At 41.1% G+C, this 25,711-nt stretch carries 19 protein-coding genes and 1 tRNA gene; 8 read left to right on the top strand and 12 right to left on the bottom strand.

Translation table 11 applies throughout. From position 1 onward, the window contains the following. Positions 1-5 precede the first annotated feature (5 nt). On the top strand, positions 6-3,536 hold the full coding sequence (locus ACULLH_RS04690) for a molybdopterin-dependent oxidoreductase (RefSeq protein ID WP_454087566.1): 3,531 nt from the start codon (positions 6-8) through the stop codon (positions 3,534-3,536). A gap of 4 nt (positions 3,537-3,540) precedes the next feature. Then, a complete protein-coding gene (locus ACULLH_RS04685; protein ID WP_454087565.1) occupies positions 3,541-4,980 on the top strand; it encodes a rubredoxin in 1,440 nt (479 codons plus the stop codon). A gap of 255 nt (positions 4,981-5,235) precedes the next feature. Here ACULLH_RS04685 and ACULLH_RS04680 read toward each other — a convergent pair. After that, positions 5,236-5,317: transfer RNA gene (locus ACULLH_RS04680), tRNA-Leu, on the bottom strand. Positions 5,318-5,656: 339 nt separating this feature from the next. Here ACULLH_RS04680 and ACULLH_RS04675 point away from each other — a divergent pair. The 4 genes from ACULLH_RS04675 (at position 5,657) to ACULLH_RS04660 (ending at position 10,266) form a co-directional block, all read left to right on the top strand. After that, positions 5,657-7,045 carry a dipeptidase gene (locus tag ACULLH_RS04675; protein WP_454087564.1) on the top strand — a complete coding sequence of 463 codons (1,389 nt, stop codon included), beginning with the start codon at positions 5,657-5,659 and terminating at the stop codon, positions 7,043-7,045. A gap of 110 nt (positions 7,046-7,155) precedes the next feature. After that, positions 7,156-8,034 carry a DMT family transporter gene (locus tag ACULLH_RS04670; protein ID WP_454087563.1) on the top strand — a complete coding sequence of 293 codons (879 nt, stop codon included), beginning with the start codon at positions 7,156-7,158 and terminating at the stop codon, positions 8,032-8,034. A 217-nt stretch (positions 8,035-8,251) separates the two neighbouring features. After that, positions 8,252-8,617, top strand: a complete 366-nt coding sequence (locus ACULLH_RS04665) for a BlaI/MecI/CopY family transcriptional regulator (RefSeq protein WP_249970121.1) — start codon at positions 8,252-8,254, stop codon at positions 8,615-8,617. A gap of 2 nt (positions 8,618-8,619) precedes the next feature. After that, positions 8,620-10,266, top strand: coding sequence for a M56 family metallopeptidase (locus tag ACULLH_RS04660; RefSeq protein ID WP_454087562.1), 1,647 nt, complete (start codon positions 8,620-8,622; stop codon positions 10,264-10,266). 66 nt (positions 10,267-10,332) lie between these two features. Here the strand turns inward: ACULLH_RS04660 and ACULLH_RS04655 are convergent, their stop codons facing one another. Beyond that, positions 10,333-11,535, bottom strand: a complete 1,203-nt coding sequence (locus tag ACULLH_RS04655) for an NAD(P)/FAD-dependent oxidoreductase (RefSeq protein WP_454087561.1) — start codon at positions 11,533-11,535, stop codon at positions 10,333-10,335. 238 nt (positions 11,536-11,773) lie between these two features. Between ACULLH_RS04655 and ACULLH_RS04650 the strand changes: the two genes are divergently transcribed. After that, the gene (locus ACULLH_RS04650; protein WP_454087560.1) at positions 11,774-12,874 is read left to right on the top strand and encodes a DUF4407 domain-containing protein; all 1,101 of its coding nucleotides are present in this window, start codon (positions 11,774-11,776) and stop codon (positions 12,872-12,874) included. A 385-nt stretch (positions 12,875-13,259) separates the two neighbouring features. Here the strand turns inward: ACULLH_RS04650 and rfbD are convergent, their stop codons facing one another. From rfbD to rfbB, 4 genes are all read right to left on the bottom strand, one after another. Further along, positions 13,260-14,129 carry a dTDP-4-dehydrorhamnose reductase gene (rfbD, locus tag ACULLH_RS04645; RefSeq protein WP_454087559.1) on the bottom strand — a complete coding sequence of 290 codons (870 nt, stop codon included), beginning with the start codon at positions 14,127-14,129 and terminating at the stop codon, positions 13,260-13,262. 145 nt (positions 14,130-14,274) lie between these two features. Beyond that, positions 14,275-14,823 carry a dTDP-4-dehydrorhamnose 3,5-epimerase gene (gene rfbC, locus ACULLH_RS04640; protein ID WP_454087558.1) on the bottom strand — a complete coding sequence of 183 codons (549 nt, stop codon included), beginning with the start codon at positions 14,821-14,823 and terminating at the stop codon, positions 14,275-14,277. A 3-nt stretch (positions 14,824-14,826) separates the two neighbouring features. Next, positions 14,827-15,687 carry a glucose-1-phosphate thymidylyltransferase RfbA gene (gene rfbA / locus ACULLH_RS04635; RefSeq protein WP_454087557.1) on the bottom strand — a complete coding sequence of 287 codons (861 nt, stop codon included), beginning with the start codon at positions 15,685-15,687 and terminating at the stop codon, positions 14,827-14,829. Between the two features lie 11 nt (positions 15,688-15,698). Continuing rightward, on the bottom strand, positions 15,699-16,736 hold the full coding sequence (gene rfbB / locus ACULLH_RS04630; RefSeq protein WP_454087556.1) for a dTDP-glucose 4,6-dehydratase: 1,038 nt from the start codon (positions 16,734-16,736) through the stop codon (positions 15,699-15,701). Positions 16,737-16,961: 225 nt separating this feature from the next. Here rfbB and ACULLH_RS04625 point away from each other — a divergent pair, with 225 nt between their 5' ends. Then, complete coding sequence (locus tag ACULLH_RS04625; RefSeq protein ID WP_454087555.1) at positions 16,962-18,095, top strand: hybrid sensor histidine kinase/response regulator; 1,134 nt, start codon at positions 16,962-16,964, stop codon at positions 18,093-18,095. A gap of 18 nt (positions 18,096-18,113) precedes the next feature. Here ACULLH_RS04625 and ACULLH_RS04620 read toward each other — a convergent pair whose 3' ends face one another. The 6 genes from ACULLH_RS04620 to ACULLH_RS04595 form a co-directional block, all read right to left on the bottom strand. Continuing rightward, positions 18,114-20,159 (bottom strand): hypothetical protein, encoded by a 2,046-nt coding sequence (locus ACULLH_RS04620; RefSeq protein WP_454087554.1) that lies wholly within the window; start codon positions 20,157-20,159, stop codon positions 18,114-18,116. 112 nt (positions 20,160-20,271) lie between these two features. Next, complete coding sequence (locus ACULLH_RS04615; protein ID WP_454087553.1) at positions 20,272-21,486, bottom strand: glycosyltransferase; 1,215 nt, start codon at positions 21,484-21,486, stop codon at positions 20,272-20,274. A gap of 12 nt (positions 21,487-21,498) precedes the next feature. Then, complete coding sequence (locus ACULLH_RS04610) at positions 21,499-22,134, bottom strand: acyltransferase (protein WP_454087552.1); 636 nt, start codon at positions 22,132-22,134, stop codon at positions 21,499-21,501. Positions 22,135-22,144: 10 nt separating this feature from the next. Beyond that, entirely contained in the window at positions 22,145-23,338 is a 1,194-nt protein-coding gene (locus ACULLH_RS04605; protein WP_454087551.1) for a glycosyltransferase, read from the bottom strand. Position 23,339: 1 nt separating this feature from the next. Then, on the bottom strand, positions 23,340-24,497 hold the full coding sequence (locus ACULLH_RS04600; RefSeq protein ID WP_454087550.1) for a glycosyltransferase family 4 protein: 1,158 nt from the start codon (positions 24,495-24,497) through the stop codon (positions 23,340-23,342). A gap of 5 nt (positions 24,498-24,502) precedes the next feature. Continuing rightward, on the bottom strand, positions 24,503-25,711 hold the full coding sequence (locus ACULLH_RS04595; protein ID WP_454087549.1) for a glycosyltransferase: 1,209 nt from the start codon (positions 25,709-25,711) through the stop codon (positions 24,503-24,505).

Genomic DNA, 25,711 nt, shown 5'->3' with positions numbered 1-25,711 from the left:
TTTCAATGCAAGGTAAAGAGACCCATAACACTATATGTTCCTATTGCGGGGTGGGTTGCGGAATTACAGTGACCAAAGACGCAAAGGGAACACTCTCGGTCGAGGGCAACGAGGCCTATCCGGTAAACAAAGGTATGCTTTGTTCAAAAGGAAAAAACCTCAACTATGTGGCCCAAGATATCAGTGACCGAATCCTGCATCCTCAAATGCGCTGGAGCAGAAACCACCCGCTACAAGAGGTCACATGGGACACTGCTTTCAGAAGAGCGGCCGCGGTATTTCAAAGTATCATTGATAAACATGGCCCTGATAGCGTGGGATTTTATGTATCAGGACAGTGTCTCACGGAGGAATATTATTTGGCCAACAAATTGACCAAGGGTTTTATTGGGACCAACAACATAGATACCAATTCACGCCTCTGTATGAGCTCAGCGGTAGTGGGTTACAAAAAAACCGTTGGTGAAGATGCGGTCCCTATTGCTTATGAGGACATAGAGCTTGCAGACTGTTTTTTGATTGCCGGTGCAAATCCTGCATGGTGCCATCCTATATTGTTCAGGAGGTTGGAAAAACACAAAGAGGAGAACCCCAACGTAAAAATCATTGTTGTAGATCCAAGAAAAACACAGACCTGTGCGCTGGCAGACCTCCATTTACAAATACTTCCGGGCACCGATGTCATCCTTTTTAATGCGATGGCCCGCTGGCTGATTGAAAAAAAGAAAATCAACACAGCCTTTATCAGAAAATTCACTTCGAATTTTGAGGCCTGCAAACAAAAGGCATTTGAGCTGAGTTTGAACGAAGCTGCCAAAAAATGTGACATTTCCGTTGATGATATCAAAAAGGCAGCTAAACTCATAGCAAACGCCAAAGGTTTTATCACGATGTGGACCATGGGGCTTAATCAGAGCGTCATAGGAGTGGATAAAAATGTGTCTTTACTCAATCTTTCTTTATTGACCGGACATATTGGAAAACCTGGATCTGGCCCTTTTTCCCTAACCGGACAGCCCAATGCCATGGGTGGTCGTGAGGTCGGTGGCATGGCCAGTCTACTGGCAGCTCACCGTGATTTAGGCAACGAAGGACACCGGAAGGAAGTGCAAGAATTTTGGGGTGGAAAGCCCATCAAAAAAGAACCTGGTCTTACCGCCACCGAAATGTTCGATGCGCTCGAAAAGGGCTCTTTAAAGGCCATTTGGGTAATCTGTACAAACCCGGTGGTAAGCATGCCCAATGCCCACAAAGTGGAAGAAGCGCTCAAAAAAGCCAACTTCGTTGTGGTACAGGACATTTCCCATAATTCGGAGACCACAAAATATGCAGATTTGCTATTGCCGGCTGCTGGATGGCTGGAAAAGGAGGGCACCATGACCAATTCGGAACGCCGTATCAGTTATCTGCCCAAAGTCTTAGATCCTCCTGGGGAAGCGCTTCCTGATGCCGAAATTTTATGGCGTTTTGGCCAGGAAATGGGCTACCCCGGTTTTGATTACAACAATGCAAGTGAGGTCTATGATGAATATTGCCTAATGACAAAGGGAACCAATATTGATATCTCTGGACTTTCCTATGAAAGACTTAAAAAACAAGGTAGTTTTCAATGGCCGGTACCTCATGAAACCCATAAGGGCACACCAAGGTTGTTCGATAATCATCAATACTACACGGCAAACCAAAAGGCCCATTTCAATGCCCCAAAAAATCTTTACAACCAATCGGAACAAACCAACATCGAATATCCACTGATATTGAATACTGGTAGGGTCCGCGATCAATGGCACACAAGAACCAAAACAGGGAAAGTAAAACGCCTGCTTACCCATATTCCAACACCTTATCTCGAAATGAATAAGGTTGATGCCTATCTGTTAGGGCTAAAAGAGGATGACATTGCCATTGTTAAAAGTCGCCGTGGAAGTGTTCGGTTCAAGGTTAAAATCAATTTCGACATTCGGGAAAAAGTGGTCTTTCTGCCCATGCACTGGGGCAAAATCCTCAACAGTGATTTCAGCAGGGCCAATAATCTTACCAATGACATCGTCGATCCCATTTCAAAGGAACCTGATTTCAAGTATTGTGCTGTAAGGGTGGAGAAGTATGAAAAACGAAAGCAAAAGATTGTGGTAATTGGTGCTGGCGCAGCAGCCTATAGGTTCATACAGTCATATCGGGAAAAGAATACCACAGATGAAGTACATGTTTTCTCCAAAGAAGCGTATCCTTTTTACAATCGGGTGCTATTACCTGAATATGTCAATGAGGAATTGGAATGGGACGCGCTACAAAAACTAAAACAAGGTGAGCTGGACAAGCTTCGCGTCCAACTTTATCCCAGCAACGGCATATCCGAAATCGATACGGAAGAAAAGTTGGTATCGGATGAACAGGGAAATAGTCATAAATATGATCTACTGGTGATGGCCACCGGTAGCAGGGCCTTTGTGCCTAGTGAAGTACGGATGGATTTACCCGGCAGGTTCACCATGCGAGAACGCAACGATGCGGATAAACTCAAACGCTATTTGAAGGAAACCGGATTGCCCGCCACGGAGCAGCATGTGGTCATTGTTGGAGGTGGACTTCTGGGATTGGAACTGGCAGCATCCCTAAAAAAAATTGATATAAATATCAGTATAATTCAACGTGCACCAAGGCTCATGGAACGCCAATTGGACCCTGTTGCAAGTCGACTATTGGCTGAAGACGTTAACGAACGTGGTATAAATCTATATTTTGACAATGAGGTCAGTACTGTTTTTGAAGATACCTCGGGCAAACATGCGCTTCTGGTAAATCTAAAAACCGGTCGTACCATTAATTGCAATGCAATAGTCTACGCCATTGGGACGAGACCCAATATAGAACTGGCAAAACAGGCCAATTTGGAAACCCGTAGAGGCGTATTGGTGGATTCTTATCTAAAAACAAGTCATCCCGATATTTTTGCTTTGGGTGAAATTGCTGAATTTGAGAACTCCCTTTTTGGGATTACCTCCGCGGCCGAACAACAAGCGGATATTGCTGCCAACTACATTTTGGGTGATTTGGGAAGCATCTATACGGGATCGGTACTGATGAACATCCTAAAGTTCGAAAACCTTGATCTATGCAGCATTGGCATGGTGAATACCCCTAGCAACGATGACACCTATGAGGAAATTATCTTAATGGATGTGCGCAAACGTTTCTACAAGAAATGTATCGTCAAAGACGACACGCTTAAAGGCGCCATCCTAATGGGAGATAAAAATGAATTTGCAGAGTTCAAGAGATTGATTGAAGAAGAAATTGAGCTGTCCGAAAAACGGGACGAGCTTTTGAGAGGGGCACCAAACTCCAACCCCTTAAAGGGAAAGTTGGTCTGCTCGTGCAGTCAAGTGGGTGAAGGCAATATTCAAGAGGCGATTCGCAATGGCTGCACAGAATTCACAAAACTCTGCGCCGAAACCGGTGCAGGTCTCGGTTGCGGTAGTTGCAAGCCCGAAGTAAAGGCATTAATGGAGGTTGAATTACAAACTGTAACATGAGCCTATGAACGATGATTTGCACCGCATATTGATCAAGGGAGGCGTTACCTCTCCAGGAGAGTTAAAGGATAGTATCACAATGTTGGAGGCTGCTGGACTAAACGAAGTGTATTTTGGTTCACGCCAGGATCTCTTGTTTCCTCTGAACTCCAAGGATGGGATCACTATTGAAAGCGTATCCAAATACAATACGGATGTCATTGGTAACCGAAGCTACCAAAACATCATTTCCTCCTATGTCTCGGCGGATATTTTTGATATGACCTATTGGCTCAAGGGTTCCACATATCTCTACATTTTGGAGGCCTTTGATTATTTGCCCAAACTTAAAATCAACATTACCGATCCCAAACAACGTTTGGTACCCCTGTTTAGCGGAAACCTCAATTTTATCGCTTCCGACCAAGAAGATTATTGGTATTTGCATCTTAATATCCCCGGTTGGACTAATGTTGATTTTTATCCGGTATTGATTTACAGCTGGGATATCGTGACCATTTCCAAGATCATTGAAAAGATATATACCCAAGCTCAAGATGTCGCCTCACTTTTTGATTTGTTGAACGACACCCTGGAGACAAACAACAAAACCGTTCAAAAAAAATTGGAGACTCCCTACCTCACCTTCCCTTACTATGAAGGCATGAATCGTATGGGGCTCGACCAATATTGGCTAGGGCTGTACTGGCGAAACAATAGATATGATTTAAAATTTTTAAAGGATTTCTGTGGATTTTGTTTGGATAACAGTATTGGCAAAATTTGCATTACCCCATGGAAATCCTTTATTGTAAAGGGAATAAAACAAAAACATAGGCCGGAACTCGAGCGCTTCATTGGCCAACGGGGAATCAATGTTCGCCATTCCCAGTTGGAAATGAACTGGCATTTACCCGTGGATGATCTGGAGGCTTTTGAATTGAAAAAGTTCTTGGTGCGTAATTTTGACGAAAACGATATCAGCACCTATGGCCTCACCTTTGGTATAAGCAACGACGTGGGTAAGCGATCGCACTTTGCTTCCATTATTATTGAAAAAAACCAATCGCCCGTAATCGTAAAAAACTTCAAAGTACGTCCAACTTATAATGTATTGCATTTTAAAGCTTTTGACCCCAACACTTTGACATATGTTTCCTATGCCCAAGATGTTGACAAGATGGAACTTCCGGGGCTTTTGATGGAACTCAGCAAAAAATACTTCGAGCAGTTGGGCAATTCTCGGGAAACCGCCCAAGATTCAACAAAGGCTGAGATTGAGGAATTAACCGTTTACCAATGCTCCTTTTGTTTGACCATTTATGATGAGACCGTAGGGGACGAAAAAAATGGCATTGATTCTGGAACTTCTTTCGAAAACCTGCCTGATTCCTATGCTTGTTCTGTTTGTGAATCCAGCAAAGCAAAATTTGTCCCATCCACTATGCGGGTGGAACAAACGTAGAACGCTATATTTTCAATGCGTTCTCCGGTAGTTTGGATCTGATAATATGGCTTATATACGGTCCAAGACCATCGATGATAAATCTGACCAATCCACTAGAAACAAAAAAAGCTTCTCATAATGAGAAGCTTTGTCTTTTTCAGTGCGGGTGAAGGGAGTCCCCTCGACTTCGCTCGGGATAAACTTCCCCTCCCACAAACTCTTTAAAAACAAAAAAACCGCTAGCTTTTTTTAAACCAACGGCCTTACATTATGTGCGGGTGAAGGGAGTCGAACCCCCACGCCTCGCGGCACTAGATCCTAAGTCTAGCGTGTCTACCAATTCCACCACACCCGCAGTTATTTCAAAATGTCATTTGCAAAATTATGATTTCAAGGTAACCCGATCGCTAGACTTTCTAGCGTGCCCGCCCGGATGAACTCCGTTCGGACGGGTCTACCAATTCCACCACACCCGCAGTTATTTCAAAATGTCTTTTGCAAAATTATGATTTCAAGGTACGCCTATCGCTAGACTTTCTAGCGTGCCCGCCCGGATGAACTCCGTTCGGACGGGTCTACCAATTCTACCACACCCGCAAAAAGGTGTGCAAATATAAATCAATTTTCCGATTCGTTGATACCCTCCTTTTAAAAACTTGTTTTTTGTACTTTTAGTGTCCTTTTAAACAATTTCATGGAACAAATAAAAGACTACATTAATACCCACAAAGACCGATTTATTTCCGAGTTGGTCGAACTTCTAAAAATACCATCAATCAGTGCCGATACGGCCTTTTCGCAAGATGTTTTGGAAACGGCAAGAGTGGTGGAAAAAGCCCTTGTCGATGCCGGCTGTGAGAACACTGAAATTTGTGAAACCAAGGGATATCCCGTGGTTTATGGTGATAAGATAATCGACCCTAAGCTTCCAACCATTTTGGTGTATGGGCATTACGACGTACAACCCCCGGATCCTATGGAACTTTGGGAATCCCCTCCTTTTGAGCCTGTTATCAAAAATACCGAACTACATCCCGAAGGGGCAATTTTTGCCCGAGGAGCATGTGATGACAAGGGCCAGATGTTTATGCATGTGAAGGCTGTGGAGTTTATGATCAAGCACAATCAGCTACCTTGCAACGTTAAATTTATGATCGAGGGAGAGGAAGAGGTAGGTAGCAATAGTTTGGCCGATTTTCTGGAAGATCACAAAGACAAATTGTCCAACGATATCATTCTGATTTCAGACACCGGCATGATGGCAAATGATGTTCCATCCATAACCACTGGACTACGAGGATTAAGTTATGTAGAGGTAGAAGTGACAGGACCCAACCGGGACCTACATTCTGGAATATATGGTGGTGCCGTACCCAATCCAATCAATATTTTGAGCAAAATGATTGCCTCCTTGCACGATGAGAACAACCATATCACCATTCCAGGCTTTTATGATAAGGTAGAAGAGGTCTCTGCGGAAGAAAGGGCTGAAATGGCCAAAGCCCCCTTTAGCCTTGATGCATACAAAAAAGCATTGGACATTGGTGACGTTTATGGGGAAAAGGGGTATTCAACCTCAGAGCGTTATTCCATCCGTCCCACTTTGGATGTCAACGGAATTTGGGGAGGATATACCGGCGAAGGGGCCAAAACCGTAATTGCCAGCAAAGCCTACGCAAAAATATCCATGCGTTTGGTTCCAGACCAAGATCCAGAGGAAATTACCGAACTCTTCACCAAGCATTTCGAATCCATTGCTCCCGAAAGTGTGAAGGTAAAAGTTACTCCGCACCATGGCGGTTTGGCCTACGTGACCAAAACGGATAGTCTGGGTTACAAAGCTGCTGCCAAGGCGTATGAAACCACCTTTGGAAAAACCCCGATTCCTGAACGTACTGGAGGAAGCATCCCCATTGTAGCACTTTTTGAGCAGGTTCTTCAAAGTAAGACCATCCTAATGGGTTTTGGGTTGGACAGTGATGCCATCCATTCGCCAAACGAGCATTTTGGGGTTTGGAACTATCTCAAGGGCATCGAGACCATCCCATACTTTTATAAATACTATACTGAATTATCAAAATAAGGGTGTTGCCCATCCGGTTCAAAATTGAACCGGATGGGCCGCGCTATCCGCTACTAGTTTTGGCTCAAAGCCTAAGCTCGCCAAAAGCTAACCGCTAGTATCGCTAACACATGAGCAAACAACACCACAACCATCTTGTTTACCTGCTTTTAGCAACACTTTTTATAAGCACCTCGGGTGCTTTGGGAAAGTTTATAGACTTACCCGTTCCGGTGACGAATTGGTGGCGTTCTTTTTTGGCCTTGTTTGTATTGTACACTTTCTGCAGGTACAAAAAGATCCCCTATAAATTAAAATCGAAAAAGAACATCGTTCCCTTTGTACTAAGTGCCCTGTTCATGGCCGGACATTGGATAACGTATTTCTATGCCTTAAAATTCTCCAATGTCGCCATTGGAATGCTTTCATTGTTTACCTATCCCATCATAACGGCATTCCTGGAACCTTTGTTTATCAAAACTAAGTTTGACCCCGTGTACATTGTGTTGGGAGCGTTGGCTCTTTTGGGCATTTACATCCTAGCTCCCAAATTTGATGTGGAAAGCGCTATGTTCCAGGGTATCTTTCTTGGGTTGATATCAGCATTGCTCTATGCCCTAAGAAACATCATTTCAAAAAAGTTAATTTCCGAGCATCACTACAATGCAACGGCAATTATGCTATATCAAATAGGCATTGTGACCATTGTACTGACACCTTCTCTGTTGTTTATGGACACTTCAAACATTACAACACAATATCCCTACATTATTCTTTTGGCTATTATTACCACAGCTGTAGGTCATACGCTTTTGGTAAACAGCTTAAAGCATTTTACCGTAAGTACGGCAAGTATCATCAGTAGCGTGCAACCGGTTTTGGGCATTATTATTGCCTTTATTTTCTTAAAAGAAATCCCCAGTTGGAATACGTTTTGGGGCGGAATGATTATTCTATCAACGGTAATTATTGAAAGTATTCGAAATCAGAATAAAACCAAACAAGATTAGAAATAGCAATAACGCAACCCTTCAATTTAAGCACTACTACTTGTAAATTAGCTGTTTAACTTAGTGTTTGTCCAAATAAAACAACTGAGGTTTCATATTCAATCTTTGGCCATATAAGCGTTAAGTTCAAATCATGGTAAGGTTTAAATTCTCTCTACATTTGTAGAATTTAAAAATTTATTCTATGTTTGTAGAGTTAATTCTAAATCCATAGAGCATGTCCTTGTCAAAATCCGAAGAAGAACTAATGAATATCATCTGGAAACAACGGAAAGCATTCATGAAGGACCTTCTTGATGCTTATCCTGAGCCAAAACCGGCCACCACTACGGTAGCGACCCTTTTAAAAAGGATGATTGACAAGGGTTATGTCGCCTACAAAAGTTTCGGAAGATCACGGGAATATTACCCCTTGGTCAAAAAGCAGGATTACTTTTCCAAACAGGTAAAAGGTCTCATCAAGAATTTTTTTAATGATAGTCCAAGCCAGTTTGCTTCATTTTTTACCAAAGAGACCGACCTGAGCAAAGAGGAACTTGAGTCTTTAAGAGCACTTATCGATGATCAAATCAAAAGAAAGTAATCATGTTGGAATATATTTTAAAATCTACGGCTTGTTTGACAATCTTGTTTTTGTTTTATAAGATTTTTTTAGAGAAGGAAAGCGCACATATCTTTAAGAGATTTTATCTGTTGGGTGCCTTGGTCCTATCATCGATCATTCCATTATTGGTTTTTGTGGAATATGTTTCCATTGCGGATCCTCATGAAATGGATATCCTGAATGCATCTGGATCAAGTGACCTTTTGGGAGCTGGTTTGGGAACACAAGATTCCAATCTGCAATCCCTCAATTTCGCTACAATACTATGGTCCATCTATTGTGTGGGTCTGCTTTTGTTTGGAATAAAATTTATCCAAAACCTTGCGCAGACCTTAAGGCGTATCCAAAGAAATCCAAAACAAAGATTTGAGCGGTGCACGCATGTGCTCATGCAAGAGAAATTGCCTCCGCATACTTTCTTCAGGTTCATTTTTCTGAACAAACATGAATTGAAAAGTAATAAGATACCCCATGAAGTGCTGGTTCATGAAGAAGCCCATGTGGTCCAAAAGCATAGTTGGGATGTTATTTTCATCGAATTGCTTCACCTTATGCTATGGTTTAATCCGCTTATGATTCTCTTTAAAAGAGCTATAAAATTAAATCATGAGTTTTTGGCGGATCAGGCTGTTCTGGCCAAAAACATGGATACATCAACCTATCAAAATACGCTTTTGGCATTTTCAATATCTGACAACAGCAAACAATTTCAGCCAGCATTATCCAATGCCATCAATTATTCATCAATCAAAAAACGTTTAACAGTCATGAAAACAAAAACATCATCAAGATCAATGCTAATAAGAAGCTTGCTACTGCTACCATTATGTTCACTATTACTTTATGGCTTTGCTGATAAAAAAACAATTCTAAAGACCAATGCAGAGGAAATCTCAAAATCTTCTGTTACACCTCAACAGAAAAGGGCTGTAAATGCATATAAGTCCTTGTCAAATGAGTATCTCAAGGACTTGGAATTATTCTTATCCGAAAATCGACATGATAACAGCGATTTAAAAAAGCAAAAAACTCGAATCGATAGGCTCTTTAGCAGTATCCCCGCGGAGCTTAAAGAAAAATTTGATTTGAAAGAGCTCCCGCCGGTTCCAAAAGCAAAAAGAATAATTCAGCAAAGCGCCACAAGAAAGGAGATGGCGGAATACAATAAGTTGGCCAAGTACTACAATGATATGCCCAAAAACAACATGAGAATTAAATCCAGGGACGTGGCAAGACTTACCTACATTTATAATATTATGTCTGAAAAACAGCGAAAAGATGCAGAACCTTTCCCCAACTTTCCCGAACCTCCCCCACCGCCAAAAGCACCTTCAAGCACAGAGATAAAGGAAGCTGTTCCTCCAAAACCTCCTAAACCTTCCAAAGACGAAGTCAGGGAAGTTGCCCCTCAGCCGCCGATACCACCGGCACCAAAATCCCCAGTTGAGCACATCAAGGAAATAGCAAAAAAAGGAGCTGTGTTTTATTACGAAGGAAACCAAATTAGTGCTGAAAAGGCAATTAACATTGTTGAATCAAACAAGAGTTTAAATATCGATTCCAGAAGTGACTCCAAAAATGGCAAACCCATGGTAAAAATCTCCAAAGATCCCATCGTCATCAACTAGTTCCATCTATAAAACAAAGATTAAAGCCCTGAAAACAGGGCTTTTTTGTGACTCATAGTTACCGGCTTAAGGTAAATAAGAATACCCTTTTCTTGTCTTCCAAAGGAAATATTTTTCAAAAAGCACCTTGGAGAAATCATAAAAAATGTTGGGAATCATAATTGCAAAATTTCTTGGTTTAAACAAGTGATCACTAATAATAATGACTTCCTTTTTACCGGCATCCATAACACAGATTCCGGGTATTTTACCCCAGGCTTTTTTCTTTAGTTTAGTTTTCCCATTACTTATTCGAACAATATTTTCAGCCACAATCTTCCCTGTTTCATCAGAAGGATATCCCGTTTTAGGACCTGAAAAAGGTACTTTACCAGGGGTAAAGGGCAATTTTACATCGACCGCGATTCCCGCAGACCATACATTTGGGAAATCGGGATGCCTATAGTCTTCTCCAACCGGCAAGTATCCAGAAGCGTTGGCCTTGAGTTCTGGCGAATTGGTCACAAAATCAACCCCAAGGAACGGTGGCATCAGCATGGTGAACTTACTTGACAACACCTCTCCCGAAGACAATACAACCATGTCTTTGGTTACTTCCTTTACTCCAACTTCAGTCCGGTAGTGTATGTTGAACATTTTCATGAACGACTTGAGCATGGTTTCACCTCCCGTGATACCATCGATTCCAAAATGGCCTAAAAATGTTTCTGGGGTTATCCAATAGAGCTCCACTTTTTTTCTGATCTTCTGTTCTCGCAACCATTTTTCAACATTGAACAAAAATTCATAAGCCGCGCCCATACATCCAGCATTTTGGGTAGCACCTATCACAATAGGGCCTGGATTTTCCTTAAAATCTTCCAACGCCTTTCTTGTCTTCATCGCGCCTTGCGGAGTACCAATATAATAGGAGTGTTCCGCAACCCCGGGAGCTACATCATATTTTACCTTTGGACCAGTGGCCACGACAAGATGATCATACTTAAAATCTCCTTTGGTGGTATATACCGTTTGGCTGTGCGGGTCAACTTCCAAGGCCTCGGCATGAACAAAATCTACCCCTTTCTTTTTAAGAATACTATCTTTTCTGAATGAAATGTCTTTAATCTCACGGCGTCCAAAAGGGACCCAAATCAAGGAAGGAATAAAAAGAAATATGGGTGATTTATCAATTAACACCACTTTATGTTCTCCTCTTCCTTTTCTTTTAATTTCCAAAGCAGCGGTCATTCCAGCAAAATTTCCGCCGATTATTACCGTAGTCGTCATAACTTCAAATTTTATGAAGTGAAGTTACGCCTCTGTGTCTTCAAAAAATATGACAAAAATCAACTTAAAATATCCAATCGTTTGGAATTCAACCCTTTGTTTCGGACGAAAAGTCATTTTGGATATAAATATTGTAACAAATCTTTTAAAATCGCGTTCTAATAGTCAACCTGTGCTGGGTCTGCACATACTCAGCTTGGTTGAAGTATCAAATCATCAATCAAAATAGAACACTATCATGCTACAACGATTTTTCATTTTCTGCTCTGGGGCAGATACCCACATTCTTGAGAATTGCTCCAATGGCGAGCGCAATAAATATGCCGGTATTGGGGCCACCGTTTTCTTTACCGCCATTATGGCCTTTATTGCCAGCGGATATGCCCTTTATACCGTTTTCGACAATATTTATACTTCCATTTTCTTTGGTTTGATTTGGGGTCTGTTGATTTTTAATCTGGACCGCTATATTGTTTCCACGATTAAAAAAAGGGATAGCTTTAAGAGTGAACTGCTTCAGGCCACTCCGCGGATTATCTTGGCCATGATCATTGCCGTGGTCATATCCAAGCCCCTTGAAATGAAAATTTTTGAAAAGGAAATCAATCAGGTATTGTTGGAGGAAAAAAATGCCATGACATTGGCCAACAAAGAGCAGTTGGCTTTGCAATACACTCCAAAAATTGAAAGTCTGAATCAAGATATTACCAATTTGAAAACCGAAATTGCCGATAAAGAAGCTGAGACCAATGCCTTATACGATATCTATATTACGGAGGCTGAAGGTACTGCTGGCACAGGGATTCTAGGCAAGGGTCCGGTTTATAAGGAAAAAAGAGAGAAGCATGATGCTTATCTGGCCGAATTGCAGCAGCTAAAAGAAACCAATGCCGCTAAAATTGCGGACATAGAAGGGCAAATTGCAGTGCTAAACACCGAATATGCGGAAGTAGTGGCTGGTTCACAACCTATCATTGATGGTTTTGATGGACTTATGGCGCGAATCAACGCTTTGGGCAAGCTTCCATGGTTTCCCTCCTTTTTTATTTTCCTGTTGTTTTTAGCCATTGAAACTGCTCCAATCATTGCCAAACTTTTGGCGCCCAAAGGGGAGTACGATTACAAGTTCGAAGAACAGGAAAGTGTTGTTGCCACTTGGGTTACCCAAAAGGTAGCACAGCGTAAGCTGTTATTCTCAACCGATGGGGAACTCAACCAAAAGATTTACGAGGATATCAAAAACGAAGAGGAGCTGTACCGTTACAAAAAGGAAAAAGCAGAAGAACTGCTCAAACTTCAGGCGGATTCATTTCATAAGGTCCAGATAAAGGGGTTGTAGTTAACATAACCACCTTAAAAATTACTTTAAGTTCCTATGGTGTCCGAAGGATGGAAAGGGTGGAAAGCATAAAATCCCTTCCGTCTTCCAACCTTTGGTTGGAATCCACCTTCCCTTGATCAAGGGAAGGAACGCGTAATATTCCATTAAAGTTTTCGTCAATCCAAAACTCACGTCCACTATTTAGCTTTTGAATCTTAAACTGAAAATCACGAACTTCACTTATCGTTGGATATAAATCATTAAAACGGATTCATATCCGATTAGATAAGTGCAGGTAAACATCTGATGGCAGGGAAGGAATAAATTTTCGTGCTAATTTGTGAAATTCGTGTCAACTTGTGTTGAAAAAACACACCTTAATTCCCTTCAAAGGGACATTCTATTAAATATTGATTTTGGAATAGGCTTTTAGAGCTACTGCCAAGCTATCTTTCCAATGAGGAATTTGAAGTCCAAAGGTGTTTTTGATCTTGGATTTATCCAAAACGCTGAATTTTGGTCGTTCCGCGGGTGTAGGATACTCCTCCGAACGGATAGGTTTTAAGTTGACATCGATTTTATACTGATGAAAAATTTCCTTGGCAAAATCATACCAACTTCCAACGCCCTCATTACTGTAGTTGTATACTCCATAATCTATGCTATGTGCCTTAATAATATGCAAAACCACATGGGCCAGATCCAAAGCGTAAGTCGGTGTGCCCACTTGATCATACACTACTGAAAGCTCTTCGCTCTCCGCTCCCAATTTGAGCATGGTCTTCATAAAATTATGTCCATATTCCGAATACAACCATGACGTTCTTATAATAAAATGTTCTTCCAAATTATTGATTATGGCCCGCTCCCCTTTGTATTTGGTGTCCCCATAAAACCCTATAGGCCTGGCGATATCTTCTTCCAAATAAGGTGTATTTAAAAACCCATCAAAGACAAAATCAGTTGAAATATGAATCAAAACCGTACTGCTCTCATTGCAGTTCATGGCCAAGTTGCGGGCTCCGGTCACATTTATGCGATAAGCCAAATCGTTCTCCGCTTCGGCTTTGTCCACATTGGTAAAGGCCGCACAGTTAATGCAGTAAGCATAGTTTGAAGAAACCAGTTCTTCATTGACAGCATCAAAATCGGTAACATCCAATTCTTTTGAAGATTTGAACACAAACTCTAAATCTTTTGTTTGTTCTTGAGAAGCAAGGGATTTAAATGTACTTCCCAATTGCCCTGATGCGCCTGTGACCAATATCTTCATAGTATATTATGCTTTTATAAAAATACGTTTTATCGTCATACTGAACTTGTTTCAGTATCTCATAATCATGTTAAATGAGACCCTGAAATGTACTTCGACTGCGCTCAGCATTCATTCAGGCTGACGCTCAATCTTAAACTACTTATTAATGTGGAACCGCTTCTTTGAAAACGGGTAAAAACTTATCTTTTTCTGAAATGATCAAATCCTCGCTATCCAATATCCAATCAATATTAAACGTTGGATCATTATAAATTATTCCTCCTTCCGAGGCCGCGTTGTAAAAGTTGTCGCACTTGTACGAAAACTTGGCGGTGTCGCTCAAGGTCACAAAACCATGGGCACATCCCCTGGGAATAAACATCTGCTTTTTGTTATCTGATGAAAGTAAGGTTGAAACTACCTTGCCAAAGGTTTTTGATTCCGGTCTAATGTCCACAGCGACATCCAACACTTCTCCGTCCAATACCCTTACCAATTTGGCCTGTGCATCCTCTCCTTTTTGAAAATGAAGCCCCCTTAGCACTCCCCTGGTCGACATAGATTCATTATCCTGTACAAAAAAAGGTTTTGCCCCGGTAAGCAATTCAAATTTTTCTTGGTTATAACTTTCAAAGAAGTACCCTCTTTTATCTTCGAAGATTTTGGGCTCTATAATAAAGCATCCTTCTATTTCAGTCTTGCGTACTTCCATGTTCTATGATAAAACTTCCAACAATCGCTTACTATACCCACTTTTCAAAAAAGGTTCGGTAAGCTTTTTAAATTGATTTTTGGTAATGAACCCCATTTTGTAGGCTGAGGATTCAATAGCTCCTATTTTAAGCCCTTGTCTTTCTTCAATCACTTGAACAAATTGTGATGCCTGCATCAAGGATTGAAAGGTTCCTGTATCCAACCAGGCCGTTCCCCTATCCATAATGCTCACTTTGAGCTTTCCTCTCCGTAAATATTCTTGGTTGATATCGGTTATCTCCAATTCTCCTCGTGCACTAGGCTCAATATTCTTTGCAATTTCCACAACATCATTATCGTAAAAGTAAATCCCTGGAACCGCATAGTTCGATTTTGGTTGCTTTGGTTTTTCCTCAATGGAAATCACCTTTCCGTCCTCATCAAACTCAACCACACCATATCGTTCAGGATCATTAACGTGGTAGGCATAGATTATGCCTCCATCCGGATTATTGTTGGATTGCAATAGTTCTTCCAATCCTGTTCCATAGAAGATGTTATCGCCAAGTATAAGGGCTACTTTATCATCTCCAATGAACTTTTCACCAATGATAAAGGCTTCTGCCAATCCATTGGGTTCATCCTGTACGGCATATTCGAATCTACAACCATATTTTCTACCATCGCCCAACAAGCGTTGGAACATGGGAAGATCATGTGGGGTTGAAATGATCAATATCTCCCAGATTCCCGACTCGATCAAGGTTGAAAGCGGGTAATAGATCATGGGTTTATCGTAAACGGGCATCAATTGCTTGCTTACCGCCAAAGTGATGGGGTGCAAACGCGTTCCTGAGCCTCCTGCTAATATTATTCCCTTCATCGTTTTTGGTTTTAAGCTAAGCTTTTGCTTTTGTTATTGATGAATTTGTTCAAGTACCAATCGATGGTCTTGTCAATGCCACTTTCAAAATTCTCGTCAGCTTCCCATCCCAAATCATTTTCAATTTTTGAAGCATCAATAGCATATCTAAAATCATGCCCTGCCCTGTCTTTTACGTAGGTAATCAAATCTTTATAAGAAGAACCTTCAGGCCTTGGATGTTTCTGATCCAACAGATCACATACCGTTTGGGCGATGTACAAGTTGTTTCTTTCATTCCGTCCACCAATGTTATACGTTTCACCTGAAACTCCTTTTTCATATGCCAAGGCGATTCCCTTACAATGGTCTAGAACGTAAAGCCAGTCCCTTATATTGGAGCCATCCCCATAAATCGGAATGGGTTCTCCGGCCAATGCTTTGCGAATTATGGTTGGAATGAGTTTCTCATCATGCTGTTTTGGACCATAATTGTTGGAACAATTGGTGGTCACCACATTCATACCATAGGTATGATGATAACTTCTTACTATAAAATCTGAGGAGGCTTTTGAAGCACTGTAAGGACTATTAGGCGCATATGGTGTAGTTTCCATGAACAATCCCTCTTTCCCCAATGTTCCATAAACCTCGTCGGTTGAAACATGATGGAATCTTGAATTTTTATAGGCTTCTTTATACAATCCCGGACTCACCATCCAATACTTTTTGGCAACATCTATCAAATTGAATGTCCCCAAAATATTGGTCTGCATAAAGGCATCAGGATTGGTAATCGAATTATCTACATGCGATTCTGCAGCGAAATGGATAACCCCTTGAATATCAAACTTTTTAAAAACTTTCTCGATAAGCTTTCTATCGCAGATATCACCTTTGATAAAGGTATATCGGTCATGATGCTCGACCTCTTTCAAATTCTTTAAATCACCAGCATAGGTAAGCGCATCAATATTGACCAGATGAACATCGGGGTTTGCCTCTAAAAAATAGGGCACAAAGTTGGATCCTATAAATCCCGCTCCTCCCGTAACTAAAATATTTATCATGCAGAATATGCTTTTGTATTACTCACTTTGTAAATATAATCCTACTTTTTGTGCTCGTTCAATTATTGTTGTGAATGGCTGGTTTTTGTTGGTGGAACACTTTAATATAGGTTTTAAAGCTACATAAACCAATTTATATGGTTTCAAAATTATCTTTCTGACAGGTAATCCTGAAAAACGTAAAATCTTTTTCCTACTTTAGTATTGGACTCTTTTACACCTTAAATGGAAAACCAAGTTACGGAAAAACCTTATATCCTGGCTGTGGATGATGAACAGCTAAACCTTGAACTTATCCGATTTATTTTAGAGCGAAACGATTATCTCTACGAAGGCACCAGTGATGACGATTACTTTTTTGAGTTGTTGGAGCAACGAAAGCCGGATCTTATCCTTTTAGATGTGATCATGCCCCGCATAGAAGGTTTTGAACTCTGTGAGAAAATTAAAAGCTTCGAGGAATACAGGGACATCCCCATCATTTTTTTAACCGGAAAAGTCAATGTCAAGGATAAAGTAAAGGGGTTCGAAGTTGGAGGTGTCGACTATGTGACCAAACCATTTAATGAACAAGAACTCGTCGCACGCATACAAACCCATGTGGAGCTGGTTCGCGCAAAAAACCAAATAGAGCAACAAGCCAAAAACTTAAAGCAGTCCAATGACCTTAAGGATAGAATGTTCTCCATTATTGGTCATGACCTTCGCTCCCCTTTGAGTGCAGCTAAGCTCAAAATGGACTTTATCATGCGTGGAATTATCGATCCGAAGGATGACAAATTCTTGGATGAAACTGTTTATGATCTGCTAAAGACCATGGATGAGGCTCTCAACCTTCTTCAAAACCTGTTGGGATGGGCGAAATCTGAGAGTGATCAAATTCAAATGATTCCCGAGAAATTGAATCTCAACGATTTGGTGGAACAGACGTTCCGACTTTTAAAATTGGGAAGCGATCATAAAAACATAGCAATGCAGAACAATGTCCCGGAAGAGCTTTTCGCCTACGCAGACAATAACATGATCAAAACTGTATTGCGAAACATTCTTTCCAACGCCATAAAGTTTACACCGGTGGAGGGGGTAATCAAAATCAATTCGAAACAATCGAAAGATCATGTGGTCATAGAGGTCGAAGACAATGGCAATGGAATTCCCAAGGAAGACATCAAGAAAATCCTGAATCCGAACGAGCATTTTAGCAAATTGGGAACAGAAAAGGAACCTGGTACCGGTCTCGGACTCATTCTGTGCCAAAACTTTGTCAACAAAAATGGGGGTGACCTAAAGATTCGAAGCAAAGTCGGGGAAGGCAGTACTTTTTATTTTGACCTTCCTGTATTTACAAATCAAAGTTAATTTCTTTGAGCACAGCAGTTAGTTGCCTGCTGCATTCTTGAGCTGTAACGATTTTGCCTTTAATCGACGAAGTAATTTGCACATATCCTCAGTCTTTTTAAGTGCTTCATCAGAAGTGTACTTGCTATTGGTATACGGATTTGTCATTTCTTCCAGCCTACTGACCGTTTTACGAGCTCCCAAAGGGGTACATGGGTCCAAAATAGCACCCGCCACTTGGTACAACCCTCCCAAGGCTTTAAAGACATCGGTTGGAATAACACCACCTGTCCTATCTTCAATCAAATTGCCGACGGGTGTTTCCAAAAAATCAGGGAGCCAATCCCAAAGGCCAGGTACCTCTTTGATGCCTGCACTTCCGATCAAGCCTAGCTCCTTAATATTATCCAATAAATATTTCCTGCGTTTTTGTATGCGTTCCTTATTTCTGGCGATGGAAGCCAGTCTTTGTTCTTCAGCAATTCTAATTCGTTCCGCTTCGGCCGCTGCCGCCTCAGCTTCCTTTTGCTTTTTGATTCTATCGGCTTCTGCTTGGGCTATGGCAGCTTTTATCTTATCACACTTCTCTTTTACCTTTCGCATACATTCGTCATAAGCTTTTTGAGCAACATCAACTTCGGCCTGTTTTTCATCAGCTATTTTTTTGGAAGCATCTGCTTTTGCTTTGGCCTTGTTATAGGGTTCCTTGGCTTGGTCTGCAGCTTCTCGTGCCTCTTTGGCTTTCTTTTTAAGCTTTTCCTCAAGTTCCTTTCTCTTTTTTTCCATTTCCTTGAGCGCATCCGGGCCACTTAACTCTTTTAAGCGATCTTGATATTCATTCACATTGGTGGTACCATCTTGGTAATCGTCATAAGCTTCAGCTCTTAAGACATCCAACAGCTTATGATCAATCATTTTATAAGTATAACCCTCATACGTTATAGTAGCTCCCTCGTCCGGTGGAATTGCATCTGTTTCGGCTTTTTTGGCTTTCTTTTCAAGATCATCCGCGATCTTTTTTAGTCTATCTGCTTCCTTTTTATCCGCATCGTATTTATCCTTCGCAGTTTTGGCGATAGCTTTTTTCGCATTTAAATCGGCCAACAAATCATCGCACGATTTCTTTAATTCCTTACAGGGATCTTTCTCGTCAAAATCGGAACTGATTGCAACCCCCTCTCCTGAATTTGGAAATTCGGGTTCGGGCAATTTTAATTCAGTGGAAATTGAAAATGAACCGGTTTTAATACTTCGCACATTCCATCTTTTAATAAACGCAGCGTCTTGACGTGGAATCATAATGGTTTGGGAATTTCCTCCCTGCAAGGAAACCACGGCAGGGGTCAAATTGGTGACCGTAAGTGGAATCGGTTCTTCAAGAAAGTTCAATCCCGTTATATTGGCCTGTATAAATGTGCTTTGTCCCCTTTTTAAATTTAATTGACCGGCATTGAGCTCATAGTTTACCAATCGTACTTTTTCGTTGGCAACCTCCTCATTGTTTTCCTTTATCTTAAAATTATGCTCCCCCGTACTTAATTTTGGGGATTTGAAAAGAGTCTGAACCGGCGATTCAGCCAGAACCTGGACTGTTTGCCCTCCCAAAGTCAAGGCAGTGGTCTTACTATTTCCATCAAAATTTCCAATGACTTGAGACCTGTCATCACTTTGAATCCCTTTTGGAAAACTGAAACCATTTGGCAATCCTTTATCCAAGAGTTTAGGGCTGTAAGATTGTATCACTTTCCCTTTGGTGTCCAACACCGAAACATTTAGTTGATCTGTATTCAGCACTGCAGAAAACACTTTTTCCTTGATACTGAATTTTCTGTTGCCCAATTGCAAACCATATTCGAGCAACTTCTGGGTGTTTTTTTGGATATCTCTGGTCGAACTACCTACCGCTTCCAAAAAATGAGAACCGGAAATTGGCTTTCCTGCCACATAATTTTCAGGTAAATACGTATAGATATTCCCATGTGGGGTTTTTGTTTTTAACGTGATAAGACCATTATTTGTGGTAGTGGTTTGAGCTGTCGAAATAAGAAAACAAAAAAAGAGACAAAGGGTGGTTAGACGTTTCATAATCAAGGGTGTTTGGTTTGTACATAAATATAACCAAAAACCCCGTAAAAGCCTCAAAAACAGCTAGTTTTGATTTGTATGAAGTGAAGCGAATGCTGGATTGTTAATCCCGCTATTCAACAGACAAGGCCTCAGTTCCCATTCCTCTTTTGGCACGCTCCCATTTTACCGATTGGTTTCCTTTAATGTATCTCGCGAAACCGAGATAGACCGATAGGTTCATGATAAAAAAGTAATATGGGATAAATAATATTTTTAAACGGATTTGTCTGTTTTCCAAAAACCATCCCAATAAAGCAGCGGCGTAGAATAACGCTTGCCCCCAAAACAGGATGCTGAACAATCCGAAAGAGAACAATCCCTCATTTTGTGCCAAAACAAAGTTCACGGGAATAATCAAAAGCAACAATAGCGGCGTTAATGTCCAGCGAAGTACCCTATGCGAAACATATTGAAAGGACAATGTTCCGTATTTGAACACATTCAACAATGCCCTTAATCGAACCACGGATTGGATTCCTCCCGCTGAAATTCGGACTTTACGTTTAAGTTCCTCCTTTACGTTTGCCGATGCATTTTCAATCGCGTAAGCCTCGGGGTTATATTGGATTGTGTATCCAGACATTGCTACTCGAAGCGATATGATAAAATCATCCAATAAAGTATCTTTTTCAACCTCTTGCCATAGTTTCGTTCGAATGGCAAAAAGTTCTCCTGCGGCGCCCACAACCGAATAGAGCTCGGCATCCCATTTTTTCAATTGCGACTCATACTTCCAATACATGCCTTCTCCAGCACCGGCTGCGCTATCCATTTCTTTGGAATAGATGCGTTTTTCTCCGGAAACACAACCTACTTTCGGATTTCTGAACAATCGCACAATCTCCCTAATCGAATTTTCGCCCAAATCGGTATTGGCATCCGAAAAGATGACAATGGGAGTTTCTACAAATTGTACTCCACGATTCATGGCTGCAATCTTTCCAGCTCTTTCGTCTTTATGATAAACCTTTACCCCATCATATTTTTTTAGCAAATCGGGAGTTCCATCATCCGACCCATCGGTTACCCAAATTTGTGTGACCTTTTCTTGGGGATAATTCAAACTCTGGGAATTTCTTACTTTTTGATCCAAAAAATCCTTTTCATTAAAAGCGGTGACAAAAAGTGTCACTTCCGGTTCATAATCTTCATTTCCCTCGAAGGATTTTGCCAATCCCAATATCCTTCTCAGTTTGATGATCAAGAATAACAGTATTCCATATCCCAAATAGGAATAGAAAATAATGAACAACGAAATCCAGAAAATTATTTGTAAAACCTCCATGTTGAATCTTTATTAGACAGCCACCATCTTCTTGGGAACCCGTTCCCATTCCCCAGTGCTGTGATTAAATGTTTTCATAACCCTTGCCGGATTTCCAACCGCCACGGAATAATCCGGAATGTCTTTGGTAACCACACTTCCACCAGCAATTATGCAGTGCTTACCTATGGTCACTCCTGCCAAAATGGTACTATTGGCACCTATCCAGGTCTCCTCCCCGACCACAATTTCCTCTGTTGATACGCCTTGCGCATGGATGGGCTGTGAAATATCCTCATAGTTATGGTTAAGTCCTGAAAGCACAACATTTTGCGCCAAGCGCACATCATCTTTTAAGGTAACCGGGCCAATCAAGGTGTTTCCAAGTCCCACTCTAGTCCTTGCACCAATTTTTACTGCCCCAACCCCATTATTTACCGTGGAAAAATCTTCGATTGTGGAATTCTCACCCAACTCAAAAGTATTCCACGGCAAAACATCCATTCGGGTTCTTCTACAAATGGTTGCGCCTTTACCTTTTTTATGGTAAAAAGGATTTACAAACCATTTGACCCATAATCGAGGCTTTGCCTGATTTTTGGGCACTAATAACCAATGCATGAACTTTTTAATGGCATCGTTGTTTTTGATTTTATCCTTGAACCCCATAATCTTCTATTTAGGCTGATTTTTTAATAGCGTCGTAAATCGCGCGTACATTGTTCTCCCAAGTATGACTTTTCGCAAATGCGATACGTTTATTTTGCAGCTCCGGAGAATTCTCTTCCAAAGCTTTTTCAGCCAATTGGATATATTCCTCTTTGGTTGTGCCTAGATAGACATGGTCCTTGAACATTTCCATGGCCTTGGTCTGGGTGGCCAAGGTGGGTTTTCCCATGGCCAAGTATTCATCAATCTTTCTTGGATAGTTCCCAATGGTCCAATCGTTTACCACTTGAGGATTCATCGCAACGTCAAATCCCTTGACATAACTTGGCAGTTCCGAGGAATCCTTGCTTCCCAAAAAGAAAACATTATCCATATGGTGTAAATTCGATTGTCCAAAATCGTTATCCTCAGGGCCGACCAACACAATGCTCCAATCTTTTCGGGTTTGAGCCATATGCTCCAGTAGTTCAATGTCCAGTCGCATACTTGTCAAATAACCGACATAGCCAATAATGGGTCTTGGAATGGACTCAAACTCCTTAGGAACTTGAATACTTCCGTTTTCATCATTGAAAAGGGAAACATCGCATCCTTGACCGACCATAAAGCTGTTGGGGTTGTGCTGTAATCCATACTCCGCATAAAGCGTGGAGTTATTTACAACTACATCGGCTTGTTGAATCACTTGAGGTTCAATCCGCTCCCCATGTTTTCTCCAGTATGGCACCTTTATTAAGTAATCACGCATGTAGTACGTATAGCTCTTGGGTGCCAAAAATTCTTTCAAATGCAATCCCAGGAACATTGAACTGTCGTTAAAAATCAGGATATTCCTAAATCCAAGCTGGTTCAAGGCTTCTTGAATATCGCCGGAGAAAATCTTGGCATTTCTTCTATTGAAAATTTTAAAGATGGGATGAATCGGAATCCAGTTGATGGATTCTGTCATTGTTTTTGGATAAAGGTTCCACAGGTTTTCCCCTAACTGTACCAAACCATCTTCTTCTCCATTTTTGACCCTAATCCTTTTTTGGATCTTTTCGGTGTTTTTCTCCCTTTTTAAGGAAGCCCTATCCAACGGCGGATTTACATAAAGTACCCTATTGTGCTTGGCAAACTCTGAAGCAATATTCTTGCAATTGCTTCCAATTTCGATGTCCCAAGCTTGAATACCCACAACAACAATGTCTTGACCCTTAATCATATCAACTGTTTTTTAGTTCATGGTGAACATCTTCATATAGCTCAAGTACATTTTTCGCCATGGCCTCCCATGAAAAATGTTTAGCGCGCTCAATCCCTTTTTCTGAAAGTACATCAGCCAACATTTTATCCTCTATCAAGCTTCTCATAGCCTCTGTTATTTCAATCGGTTTCAAAGGATCCACCATTAATGCACTGCCATCTCCGGCCACCTCTGGCATCGAAGATGTGTTCGATGTAATCACCGGTACTCCGCAAGCCATTCCTTCCAAAATGGGAATACCAAAACTTTCACGCAGTGATGGATATAGGAATATGGTGCTCTGGCTTATGATTGCAGGCAAATCCGTATTTGGAACATATCCTGTTAAATGAATCAATTTTCGTATTTCACGCCCTCCAGTGGTTTCCAATAGTTTGAGAAGTTCTTCCTCATCGTAATCCAACATTACAAGCCTATATTCCGCTGGATAAATCTTGTTGAAATCCGTGAAGGCTTTTAAAACTCCTTTGGTATTCTTCTTGGGATCTGTGTTGCCCAAAAAGAAGAAGAAGTTATCCGGAAGGTTATATTTTTCCTTTATTGCCCTGAGTTGTGCGGAATCCGTTACTTTTTTGAAATGGGCCCCAACACCATTGTAAATGGCCGTCAACCGGTTATCCGTAAAGCCAAAATGATTGTTGATACGTTCCTTTTCATAGTTGGAAACCGTAATCACCCTTTTACTTTTTCTAATCACTGGGGGTACAAAATACCTGCGGTACATATTCCCCAATTTTTGATACCATGTCCCTTCCTTTTTGAAAAGGCTTATACTTTCGAGGTAAATGATATCGTGCAATGTTGTGATAATGGGCACCTTCGAAAACAATGGCCCTGTATTGCTTGTGCAGTGCAGAACATCGCACCCTTCCCTATATGCAGCCTTGGGTAATTCTATTTGTTCCCAACCTGGATACCCCCATTTGGAATTCAGTTCCACAATCTTAAAATTGGGTGCATTGGGAATGCAGGTGTTATCAAAATCGGGTTTCACAAAAACCACATATTCATTTTTCTGGTCAATTCTTTGAAGGTTTTTGATCAGCTCCAAAGCCACCATATCCATACCGTGTTTCTTTTTTCTAAAAAGACGTTGTCCCTCTATACCTATTTTCATTTCAATTATTGACTGTTAATGGTTCCGTGCTGGGTATGAATAAACTTTTTGTTGGCTCCTTTTAATTTGAAAAGAGACAAGAACATAACTGCAAAAGCCTTGGGAAGCGTCAGTAAAGCATTGAACGTAGTCTTACTGTAGAATTTTTTCGGAACGGCAAAGGCAAAAGCGAAAATCACCAAACCAAAACTGACGTACCACAAATATCCGGGCACCGCCATTAGGTTTGAAGGCCAAATCAGATTCAGCATAAAGTACGCAAAAGTGATAATCGAAACCAACCCCAATAAAAGCACTCTGGGTGGGGATACCATTTGATAGACCTTATCAAAAAAGTCAATATTGCCCCTGGTCAACAGCTCTTTCAACCCTGGCATAAAATACCTTCCGAAGTAGACAAATTGGGCCGACAACCAACGCTTACGCTGATTGGCAAAGACATCTGATTTTTGAACTTTTTCATCCAAAACCAGGGCATTGTTGAGATATTCAATCTTTGTCCTGTTTTTCAACAGCTTCAATTCAAGCTCTTTGTCAAAGCCCCCTACAGCATTTACATTGGCCATGGTACTCTTGAAAAAGTAATAGTCAAAGGCCATTCCAGATCCAATCAGGGCCGAAGAGAACCCTAAAACCCTGTGCCCCTTACGAAAGATATGGTTGTTAATCTCCTCACTGATCGCATCGAGAATGGCAAATGAAGTATTGGTATTTTTTGCAATGCGGTGCCCCTGCACCACCTTGTATCCTTGATTAAAGGCCTTGTTTATTTTTTCAACAAACCCTTCTTCCATAATGTTATCCGCGTCTAAAATCAAAGCAACATCATAATCATCCCCAATTACCTTCATGGCTTGGTTTAATGCCTTGGATTTGGTGCTTTTATCAAAGGAGACCTCAACTACCCTGAGGGGCAGTTTTTTTAGCTCATCCAAGGTTGCTTTCTGAAAAGAATCCGCAATCACGACAACTTCAAAAAGATGGGTGGGATAGGTTTGCTGAAGCGCCTTTTTGGCAACCTCAACAATCACATTATCTTCTTTATACCCAGGAATCAGTACAGCGAACTTTCGCTGTTTCTGCAGTATTTCGCGCCTTTTGCGAGCTTGAAAAAGGCCTGCAAGGGAAAAAATGAACACATAAATGGATGCAAATCCAAAATACCCTATCAAAAGGATCTCCAAACTATTGACCAAAATTTTGACTACATCCAT

This window comes from Flagellimonas sp. 2504JD4-2, assembly GCF_053642935.1.
Note: the sequence above shows the minus strand (reverse complement) of the source record. Positions and strands in the feature narration are given on the sequence as shown.

Bases quoted from the DNA above. Each gene is read 5' to 3' on its own strand.
- ACULLH_RS04690 (WP_454087566.1), top strand. From the start codon at position 6: ATGCAAGGTAAAGAGACCCATAACACTATATGTTCCTATTGCGGGGTG.
- ACULLH_RS04655 (WP_454087561.1), bottom strand. From the start codon at position 11,535: ATGACGACTACGGTAATAATCGGCGGAAATTTTGCTGGAATGACCGCT.
- ACULLH_RS04670 (WP_454087563.1), top strand. From the start codon at position 7,156: ATGAGCAAACAACACCACAACCATCTTGTTTACCTGCTTTTAGCAACA.
- ACULLH_RS04665 (WP_249970121.1), top strand. From the start codon at position 8,252: ATGTCCTTGTCAAAATCCGAAGAAGAACTAATGAATATCATCTGGAAA.
- ACULLH_RS04610 (WP_454087552.1), bottom strand. From the start codon at position 22,134: ATGGGGTTCAAGGATAAAATCAAAAACAACGATGCCATTAAAAAGTTC.
- ACULLH_RS04615 (WP_454087553.1), bottom strand. From the start codon at position 21,486: ATGGAGGTTTTACAAATAATTTTCTGGATTTCGTTGTTCATTATTTTC.
- ACULLH_RS04625 (WP_454087555.1), top strand. From the start codon at position 16,962: ATGGAAAACCAAGTTACGGAAAAACCTTATATCCTGGCTGTGGATGAT.
- ACULLH_RS04650 (WP_454087560.1), top strand. From the start codon at position 11,774: ATGCTACAACGATTTTTCATTTTCTGCTCTGGGGCAGATACCCACATT.
- ACULLH_RS04605 (WP_454087551.1), bottom strand. From the start codon at position 23,338: ATGATTAAGGGTCAAGACATTGTTGTTGTGGGTATTCAAGCTTGGGAC.
- ACULLH_RS04600 (WP_454087550.1), bottom strand. From the start codon at position 24,497: ATGAAAATAGGTATAGAGGGACAACGTCTTTTTAGAAAAAAGAAACAC.
- rfbC (WP_454087558.1), bottom strand. From the start codon at position 14,823: ATGGAAGTACGCAAGACTGAAATAGAAGGATGCTTTATTATAGAGCCC.
- rfbB (WP_454087556.1), bottom strand. From the start codon at position 16,736: ATGATAAATATTTTAGTTACGGGAGGAGCGGGATTTATAGGATCCAAC.
- ACULLH_RS04685 (WP_454087565.1), top strand. From the start codon at position 3,541: ATGAACGATGATTTGCACCGCATATTGATCAAGGGAGGCGTTACCTCT.
- ACULLH_RS04620 (WP_454087554.1), bottom strand. From the start codon at position 20,159: ATGAAACGTCTAACCACCCTTTGTCTCTTTTTTTGTTTTCTTATTTCG.
- ACULLH_RS04675 (WP_454087564.1), top strand. From the start codon at position 5,657: ATGGAACAAATAAAAGACTACATTAATACCCACAAAGACCGATTTATT.
- rfbA (WP_454087557.1), bottom strand. From the start codon at position 15,687: ATGAAGGGAATAATATTAGCAGGAGGCTCAGGAACGCGTTTGCACCCC.
- ACULLH_RS04660 (WP_454087562.1), top strand. From the start codon at position 8,620: ATGTTGGAATATATTTTAAAATCTACGGCTTGTTTGACAATCTTGTTT.
- rfbD (WP_454087559.1), bottom strand. From the start codon at position 14,129: ATGAAGATATTGGTCACAGGCGCATCAGGGCAATTGGGAAGTACATTT.
- ACULLH_RS04595 (WP_454087549.1), bottom strand. From the start codon at position 25,711: ATGGATGTAGTCAAAATTTTGGTCAATAGTTTGGAGATCCTTTTGATA.